Annotated in this window: 8 protein-coding genes and 2 pseudogenes; 3 read left to right on the plus strand and 7 right to left on the minus strand. The window is 55.0% G+C overall.

Translation table 11 applies throughout. The features are described 5' to 3' along the window. Positions 1–154: 154 nt before the first annotated feature. Positions 155–979, minus strand: coding sequence for an MFS transporter (locus GAK38_RS22580; protein ID WP_325347153.1), 825 nt, complete (start codon positions 977–979; stop codon positions 155–157). Between the two features lie 108 nt (positions 980–1,087). Here GAK38_RS22580 and GAK38_RS22585 point away from each other — a divergent pair, with 108 nt between their 5' ends. Together GAK38_RS22585 and GAK38_RS22590 are read left to right on the plus strand one after the other, a co-directional pair. Continuing rightward, positions 1,088–1,417 carry a LysR family transcriptional regulator gene (locus tag GAK38_RS22585; protein ID WP_325347154.1) on the plus strand — a complete coding sequence of 110 codons (330 nt, stop codon included), beginning with the start codon at positions 1,088–1,090 and terminating at the stop codon, positions 1,415–1,417. Continuing rightward, positions 1,393–1,953 (plus strand): LysR substrate-binding domain-containing protein, encoded by a 561-nt coding sequence (locus tag GAK38_RS22590; protein ID WP_325347155.1) that lies wholly within the window; start codon positions 1,393–1,395, stop codon positions 1,951–1,953. Before GAK38_RS22585 ends, GAK38_RS22590 begins: the two co-directional genes overlap by 25 nt. Here the strand turns inward: GAK38_RS22590 and GAK38_RS22595 are convergent. The 5 genes and pseudogenes from GAK38_RS22595 to GAK38_RS22615 all read right to left on the minus strand — a co-directional run bounded on the left by GAK38_RS22595 (position 1,925) and on the right by GAK38_RS22615 (position 7,646). After that, on the minus strand, positions 1,925–2,527 hold the full coding sequence (locus tag GAK38_RS22595) for a cytochrome b (RefSeq protein WP_325347156.1): 603 nt from the start codon (positions 2,525–2,527) through the stop codon (positions 1,925–1,927). The two genes, GAK38_RS22590 and GAK38_RS22595, sit on opposite strands and share 29 nt — an antisense overlap. A gap of 81 nt (positions 2,528–2,608) precedes the next feature. Then, positions 2,609–4,582 (minus strand): Fe(3+)-hydroxamate ABC transporter permease FhuB, encoded by a 1,974-nt coding sequence (gene fhuB / locus GAK38_RS22600; RefSeq protein WP_325347157.1) that lies wholly within the window; start codon positions 4,580–4,582, stop codon positions 2,609–2,611. Next, positions 4,579–5,496 carry an iron-siderophore ABC transporter substrate-binding protein gene (locus GAK38_RS22605; protein WP_325347158.1) on the minus strand — a complete coding sequence of 306 codons (918 nt, stop codon included), beginning with the start codon at positions 5,494–5,496 and terminating at the stop codon, positions 4,579–4,581. Before GAK38_RS22605 ends, fhuB begins: the two co-directional genes overlap by 4 nt. Beyond that, a pseudogene (locus tag GAK38_RS22610) lies at positions 5,490–6,230 on the minus strand (TonB-dependent siderophore receptor); the annotation flags it as partial. The gene GAK38_RS22605 and the pseudogene GAK38_RS22610, both read right to left, overlap by 7 nt. Positions 6,231–6,248: 18 nt before the next feature. Then, a complete protein-coding gene (locus tag GAK38_RS22615) occupies positions 6,249–7,646 on the minus strand; it encodes a TonB-dependent siderophore receptor (protein ID WP_325347159.1) in 1,398 nt (465 codons plus the stop codon). 138 nt (positions 7,647–7,784) lie between these two features. On the opposite strand from GAK38_RS22615, the gene GAK38_RS22620 reads away from it, so the two are divergent. Next, entirely contained in the window at positions 7,785–8,711 is a 927-nt protein-coding gene (locus GAK38_RS22620; protein ID WP_325347160.1) for a LysR family transcriptional regulator, read from the plus strand. Positions 8,712–8,720: 9 nt separating this feature from the next. Here the strand turns inward: GAK38_RS22620 and GAK38_RS22625 are convergent. Next, positions 8,721–8,881: pseudogene (locus GAK38_RS22625) on the minus strand (IS5/IS1182 family transposase); the annotation flags it as partial.

Here is an 8,881-nt window from a genome sequence, read left to right on the forward strand (position 1 = left end):
GGGCGATCACAGCCCACTCCTGATCATCAAGCCAGAATTCTCCTGCCATAATCCAAAACTCCCGTTAGCGGAGAGAATGAATCATGGCGAGATAATTTAATAAATAGCCTGATTGGGTTTTGACCCTGAAGCTGAAAAGCACCAGCACAATCGCCTACAACACGAACAGAACAGTCAGGGCACGCACCGGATCGGCGTTTGAAATGCGTCCACCGACAATATTGCCGATGGCAATGGCAATGCCATAAAGCACGAGAATGTAGCTGACGGAATCTGCGGAAAAGCCGGTAATATCCTGCAGGATCGGGGTGAGATAGGTGAAGGCCACAAACGTGCCGCCATAACCAAGTGCGGTTATGCCATAGACAATCAGCAAGCGACCGGAGCCCAGAACACGCAGCTGATCCATGAGCGATGCTGGTTCAGCCTTCGGCAATGCACGCGGCAGAAGTGCTGCAATACCGACGAGAGCCACAAGGCCGATGGCCGAAACAGCCCAGAAGGTTGCACGCCAGCCAAAGTTCTGGCCGATCCATGTGCCGAGCGGCACGCCGGTAACGATTGCAACTGTCAGGCCCATGAACATCATGGCGATAGCCGAAACGCGTTTGTTTTCCGGCACGAGATCAGCCGCAATGGTGGCACCGACCGAGAAGAAAACGCCGTACGTAAAGGTAGACAGCACGCGCCCGACCATGAGGATTTCATAACTTGGGGCGGAAGCTGCAACCATGTTGCCAGCGATGAACAGCGCCATCAGGCCGAGCAGCAAAGGCTTGCGTTCAAGACGACCCGTAAGGGCCGTGAGGATTGGGGCGCCAAAGGTGACGCCAAGCGCATAAACGCTGACGATCAATCCGGCGAGCGGCAAAGTGATATTCAGATCCGAAGCGACCGTCGACAGCAAGCCAACGATCACAAATTCGGTCGTCCCGATCGCATAGGCCGCGATCGTAAGAGCAATGAGAGCGACAGGCATGGGATGAGTTCCTGTTGTTTAACTTTGTCTCCATATCGCTCTCTGGATGTCAAATGATAAGAGTGATAATACTGCATACAGCTGTTCATCAAATTCACAAATGATGTTTTGGATAACCGCTTCGGTGAAATGGAAGTCTTTGCGCGCGCAGTGGCAACAGGCAGTTTTTCCGCTGCCGCCCGTCAGCTCAACATGACACCAACAGCGATCAGCCGTCTTGTCTCGAGGCTGGAAGATCGCTTGCAGGTGCGTTTGCTGGTGCGGTCCACCCGCAGTCTGACGCCGACACCGGAAGGTGAAATCTATCTGGCGGAAGCGCGCAGCCTGCTCGACCGGCTGACCGAAATGGAGGCGCGCATCACCAATGGCGCACAGGCAGCAGTTCGACGGTCGGCTTTGGTGCCACGATCATCATGCCGCTGGTGCCTGAATTTCTGAAACTATATCCGGAGGTCGAGCTGGATATTACCTTAAACGACAGCATTATCGATCTCTGGCAGGAGAGAACCGATCTTGCGATCCGCTCCGGCGTCTTGAAGGATTCGGCTTTGAAAGCCCGCCCCATTACGTTGATGCGGCGGCTGGTAGTTGCCTCTCCGCTTTATCTGGAAAAGCACGGCACGCCACAGAGACCGGAAGACTTCAAAACGCATAATTGTCTGCGTTATAATTTCCAACCGAGCGAATGGGAGTTTGCCGATCCTGAAACGGGCCATAGCATTCGACAGGTGGTTTCCGGCAATTTTCTTGGCAGCGACGGCACGATCCTAAGACGCATCTGCCTTGAAGGCGGCGGGCTGATGAAGACCGGAGAGCATACTGTTGCCGATGATCTGGCAAGCGGGCGACTGGTGGAAGTGCTGGCCGCATGGTCGCCTGCGGAGCCTGAGAAAATCCATGCGGTTTTCCCCGGCCACCCTCACCTCGCCGCGCGTATCCGTGCCTTTATCGACTTCCTTGCGGCAAAACTCTGAATTTGGAGCGCATCGGGCCAGCCATGCGTGAGAGAATGCCGTCTTTAAGAACCAAGCGATGAAACAGTGCGGCCAGTATGTGGGCGACAATAAACACGCACAGAACCCATGAAAGCAGGCTGTGCAGCGCATTTGCGGGTGCCATCATCCATACCACTTTCTCGCCCGTTGCAGGGACAATATTGATGCCCCATTGCTCGCGTCCCTTACCGCTGCCATAGGCGCGAAACAGTGCCAGAGCCGGAATGGCGAACAGCAGCACATAGAATGCATTATATGCAATGCGCGCCAGTTTGCCCATCAGCCCTGCTTGATGCGGCGGGCGTTGATTGCGATTGATGAATGCCCAGATGCCACGCACGACAACCAGTACAATCATCAGAAACCCGACCGTTCCATGTGCCGGACCGAAAACCCTGATAGCATCAAGCACCGGTGAAGGACCAACCATTTTCCACGAAAGGATCATCACAAACTGCCAGAGCAGAATATAGGCCATTGCCCAATGTAGAATCCGGCTCACAAGCCCGTATCGCTCCGGAGAATCCATCCAGAGCGGCGTGTTCGTATTCATCAGATTATCCCTTTCGTACAAAGAACGCACAAAGGACGCTCCGAATATTTAAATCTGTGCATCATGCTTTCGGAAAATCGTTCACAATTTCCGGGCCGATGCGAGCGCCCAGGCAAGATAGGGCGCACCGACCAAAGCTGCGAAAAGGCCCCGCGGTAAATCATAGGGGAAGGTCGCATTGCGCGAACCAAGATCGGCAATCACCATCAAAATCGCGCCCAGCACGGCTGATGCCACGACATGCGACTGAGCCTGATCAAAGCCCATACGGCGCGTCATATGCGGCGCCATCAGCCCCACAAAGCTCAAAGGGCCGACGAGAAGCGATGCGGCGGCACTGGCAATCGCCGCAAGCAGGATCGTCAATATCCGTGCAGACCGCACCGGCAAACCAAGCGAGACTGGAATCGTCTGCCACAGCGGCAGGATGGTCAGCCAGCGGGACGCGAGCAATGCCAGCCCAATCACTGTGAATGTCAGCACGACAAGGAAAAGCGAACTTTCCGGCATTGCCGTTGCCGATGACCCGCTGAGCCAGGCAAGAATCTGCCACGACCGCTGATAGCCGATCGATAGGAAGATGCTTAATATGGCAGATGCGAGCGAACCAACCGAAATACCGGCCAGCAGCAAGCGTGCGGATGAGAGCCTTCTGCGGCTCGCAAAGCTCAACACAACCAGCATGGCAATCAGCGCACCAATGGACGCGCAAAGCAGCAATTGCGCATTATTGGGTGCCGCGAAAATTGTCAGTGCTAAAGCAAAGCCTATGCCTGCTCCGCCACTGACGCCGATTACTTCCGGGCTTGTCAGCGGGTTGCCGGTTAGTCGCTGAAGGACCGCGCCCGCCATTGCAAGCAGACTGCCTGCGGCAGCGGCTGCCAGAAGGCGCGGCCAGCGCAAAGGCAAGATATCGTGAAGATTATCGCCTGTCAGAAGCAACCAGCCTTCCGGCGTGCGCGCAAGCGCAAGAGCGAGAAAAGCTGCGACCAGCAGAGCGATGAGCAGCAAGCCAAGTTTGGCATTGGAAGCACGTCTGAAAACCTGCGCAGTTGAGGATTGCTGTGATCCTGTCGAACGCACACGCGGAATGAGCCAGAGCAGCAAAGGCCCGCCGATCAGCGCGGTAACTGCGCCTGTCGGGAAAGTCTCACCCAGATTTGCGCCGAAAACTTGCACCGCTCCGTCGCAGATCCAGAGAAGAACGGCACCAGCAAAAGATAACGCCAGCAGGATTGAACCCGGCTTTCTGACCCCGAAGCCACGGACGATTGCGGGGGCAGCCAGACCGATAAAACTGACAAGCCCCACACTGGCCGCAACGCCAGCACTCAGCACCACCGCAACAGCCACGACCGCCACATGCAGCCATGCCAGCGGAACACCCAGCGAGCGCGCACTGCTATCGCCAAGGCTTGCAAGCGTCAGCGGACGGCTCAGCATGATTGCGGCAATGAGGCAGACAAGAAATTGCAAAGCAAAGGCGACTGTCGATGACCAGTCCTGCTGGCTCAGCGAACCGCCATTCCATGTCACAAGCGACATAAGATACTGACCCTGCGATAGCGTCATCGCGGCGGAAATCGCACTGCATGTCACACCGATCAGAAGACCGGACACAACCATCGTAACTGGCTCAAGCCGACTGCGCCAGCCGAGCAGAAACACGATTGCGGTCGCAACACCAGCACCCGAAAGCGCCACCGCCCAGTGAAACTGGTCAAGCACTGTCGGGAAGAACAGCGTCGCCGTTACGATTGCCAGCTTTGCGCCCGATGACACGCCAAGCGTCGATGGATCGGCAATCGGGTTGTTGAGCAAACGCTGCAGCAAAGCACCCGCTAGCCCCAGTGCTGCACCGGCAAAAATCGCAACGGAAGCACAAGGAAACAGCGCATAGGCCAGAATGACCTGCTCGGTACTCATGTTTTGCGGATTAAACGGCAGCGAAGGCCATTGCGCAAAAGGCAAAAACGCGTTGGCGTTCCAGAGAAACAGCCCAAGAGCAATCATAAAGCCGATTACAGCACTTGAAATCAGTCCGCCACGGGTCACAGGAATGCCTCTCCGCTTGCCTGCAACGCCCGGCTCAGAAGCCGTGCAAATCGCAATCCGGCGGTCAGTCCGCCATAGGGATTGATGTTACCCACCATATAGACACGACCGTCACGGACAGGTTTGAGCGATTGCCAGATCACGCTGTTGCGTAGGCTGTTGCGCGATTCAACTGGAATATCCGAGATGATGATGATGCGCGCATCAGGATTTGCTGCCAGATTTTCCAGCGGAACGGGAGCCGCAAATGTAAAGCGCGAGCGATCCGTCCAGGCGTTTGGCAGACCAAGCCGTTCCAGCACATCACCAAACATGCTGTCATTGCCGAAAGCGCGGAAATGGCGCGCATCGCCAATATTGATGAGGTAGGTCGGGCGCGATGCAAAAGGTTTCAACGTCTCTTTGGTCTCGGCAATAAACTTCGCCTGAGCCTCAATAACACTTGATGCTTTGGCGCTGAGTTCAAGCTTATCGCCCAGCGCCGTTATAGCTTGCAGCGACTTCTCATAAGGCCCCTCGCCTCGCACATAAAACGGCAACGACATGATCGGCGCTATCGATTTCATCGCCTCTTCATGCCGGGTATAAAAAGGGGAACTCAGGATCAGATCAGGCTTGAGCAGATAAAGCAGCTCGAAATTCGGCGAACCACGCAGACCGAGATCGACAACCGAAGCGGGCAATTGCGGCTCAACCGCATCTTCACGAAACCGGATCAGCTCTGTTGCCGCAATCGGCGTGACACCCAATGCCACCAGACATTCGAGCATGGCCCAATCGATTGCCGCAATACGCGGAAATGGATTGGCGCGTGCCACATTCGGCAAAGCTAAAGCCGCCAGAAGGCCAAGGGCTCTCCGGCGGCTGATTTTAGATACAGAGACTATCGATCCGCGTTGCGGGCCTGTTACCATGTAAATGTCAGCTTGCTCATATAGGTTCTGCCGTCACCATAGTTACATCCGAAAGAACTGCAACTTGCGACAAACTTCTTGTCCGCAATATTCTTGATATTGAGCGACACCTTAATGTGATCCTTCTGGTAGTGGATTGCAGCATCGGCGAGAGTCACCCCATCAAGATCAAGCGTATTCCCTGTATCGCCAAAACGCTGACCAAGATAGCGCACGCCGCCACCGACGCCAAATCCTTCAAGCACGGAACCTTCCTGGAAGGTGTAATCAAGCCAAAGGCTGGCTGCATGTTTCGGCACGTTTGGCGGACGATTTCCGTCATCCTTGCCGCTTACGATTTCGGCTTTCATATAGGTGTAGGCTGCACGCAGATCGAGGCCTTGGGCAAGGCTGGTCACACCTTCAAGCTCAAGCCCCTTAACCTGAATTTCGCCGATCTGTTCAGTCGTGGAACCAGTTCCGCCCGGCAGCGGAACGCTGATTGGCACATTCTGCTGGCGCAGATCATAAACCGCTGCCGCAAAGTAACCATCCCAGCCATTTGGCTGATATTTTACGCCTACTTCCCACTGCTTGCCGGTCGTTGGCTGCAATACACCTGCGGTTGCCGAAACTGCTACAGGTTCAAACGAAGTCGAATAGCTGACATAAGGCGCGATGCCAAGGTCAAACACATAACCAAGACCCGCACAGCCGGTCAGTTTCTCATCATCCTGATCAAGCGGGCGAGGTGTATTGGTATTGCGATTGGTCTAGGTGCCGCGGGTCGAAGCCCAATCCTGACGCAGAGCGAAAGTGGCGCGCCAGTTTTCATAGGCCAGCTCGTCCTGCGCATAGATACCGACCTGCGTCATGCGGGAATCGACAAGCGTATTAACGGTCGGCTTCGCGGTCAGGTACTTGATCGGCCCATTATAGACAGGGTTATAGGCATCAAGTGTGGTCGCACTCCAAAACTGCGTTCCGGCACTATTGTCGAAATAGCGATAGTCGACACCGACAAGAAACTTGTGCTCGACCGGACCTGTATCGAACTCGGCGACTAGATTATTATCGATATTGAACGTGTTCAGGCGTTCGTTCTGAACTGTGGCCGTGCGGTTGATCGTGCGGCCGTCCTTTGCGAGACCGGTCGATGCCATGCCAAGCGCCGTATAATCCCAGCGTTGATTGGTGTAACGCGCGTTCTGCCGGAAGGTCCATGTTTCGTTGATGCGATGTTCAAGCTCATAACCGAGATTGACGACATTGCGGCTTGAATCGTCATAGCTTGGATCGCCGACATAGAAGTCGCGTGGCAGCCTGTAATCGGTCGCATTCAATGTGAGCTGTGCAGGCAAGCCCGAAGGTGAGCTTGAATTGTCATGCTGGAAGCTGGTGAGAATGGTGAGCTTGGTATCTTCATCAGGCTTCCATGTGAAAGCGGGCGCGATGAAATAGCGATCATTGTCGAGATAGTCAGTCTGTGTGCCAGCTTTGCGCACCATGCCCGTCAGGCGGTAGGCAAACTGATCACTTTCCGCGACAGGACCGCCAAAATCGAAATAGGTGCCATAGGTGTCATAGCTGCCAGCCTGAACCCCGATCTCGCCGAACTTCTCAAACGTCGGGCGCTTGCTGATCATATTGATCAGGCCACCGGGATTACCCTGACCGAACATCACCGAAGCAGGTCCGCGCACCACTTCGATACGTTCAAGCATATAAGGATCAACCGCCGAGGCACCTGCAGTGCGCATCAGGCGAAGACCGTTTAAGAACTGCACCTGACGACCATCAAAACCACGGATCAGCGGTGAATCAAAGCGCGGGTCGGAACCATAGGGTTCGGAAACCACACCGGGCGTATAGCCAAGCGCTTGCCCAAGGGTTTGCGCGTCCTGCGCTTTCAACTGATCAGCCGTAATGACCGAAATAGACTGCGGGGTTTCAACCAGCGGCGTGCCGGTCTTGGTCGCGCTGATGCTTGTTCTGGCAACATAGCCTTTGACGGGAGCGGTCGGATCTTCCGAACCGCTATTCACAACAATCGGTGCAAGCACGGTGGGGCTTGCTGTTTCCTGCGCATGGGCTGCAACGATGGCAGCGAAGGTTGTGCCGGAAAGAATGACGACCGATAATGCGTGGCGGTTTCGGGCCAGGATTTTCACTTTGATCCCCTCAAGGTTTAAACTGGACCCCATTAATCATCTTTTGTAATCTATCCAATAATTCAAGGCGTATTTTTCATAAGTTTTAGTTATGCTAATCAAAATCGCCATAGTTTTGAATTATTCAAAGAAACAGCCATGCCGGAACAGCGCAGCAAGCTCCTCACGTCCAAATCCTTTGAACTCCGACATCTGCGGTATTTCTGCGCGCTGGTTGATGAGAAGAACTTTGAACGGGCAGCTGCAAAACTTGGCATTGCCCAACCGGGTCTCAGCCAGCAGATCATGGCGCTGGAAACCATTCTCGGTGCGCCGCTTCTTGATCGCTCGCGACGCGCCGTTCAACTGACGCAATCAGGCGAAGTGCTTTATCGCGAGGCCGTCAAAATACTCATGCAGGTCGATGCGACGATGATTGCAGTCAACCGTGCCGGGCGCGGTGAAATCGGTCAGATTTCCATCGGCTATGTCGCCTCTGCTGCCTATTCGGGCGTGGTGTTCGAGACCATTCGCAAGTTCAAGCAGGAATATCCCGACGTTTCGGTCAATTTGGTCGAGATGGAACTGAGGATGCAATTGACGCGCATTTCCGAAGGGCTTCTCGACATGGGTTTCGTGCGCTGGCCCGCGCTTCTTCTGCCGGGCCTCACCAGTCTTGTGGTGAGAAAGGAGCCGCTTGTTGCAGTTCTAAGCGAAACGCACCCGCTGGCGCATCAAGCTACCATTGAGCTTCAGTCACTCAAGGATGAAATCTTCATCACCCCGCGTCAGCCAGCCGATATCGGCTTTCACGGCACAACAATAGAAGCCTGTCACAGCGCAGGCTTCGAACCCAACATCAGCGCCCAAGCCCTTGATTTCACCGAAATTGCGAGCCGCGCATCTATCGGGATGGGCGTGGCGCTTGCGCCAAAATCCTTGAGTGCTGTGGGCTTGCCCGGCATTCGCTATATCGATGTTGCAGACATTTCCACCACGTCCGACGTGGCACTGGCTTTCCGTAAAAGTGAGGCATCGCAGGCGGCTAAGAGTTTCATCGTCATGTGCCGACACATGGAGCTCTAGGCTCCAGACTCAATTGAGCCACCAAGTGACGATAGCTGCGATATAGCATGTTGCTGCGAAGTTGATCATAAGCTTGTCATATCGGGTTGCGACGCGCCGCCAGTCCTTGAGGCGGCAGAAGGCGCGTTCGATGATGTTCCTGCGGCGGTAGGCGACCGGGTCAAAAGGCT

Source organism: Xylophilus sp., assembly GCA_009914555.1.
Classification (GTDB): Bacteria; Pseudomonadota; Gammaproteobacteria; order Burkholderiales; family Burkholderiaceae_C; genus WNDY01.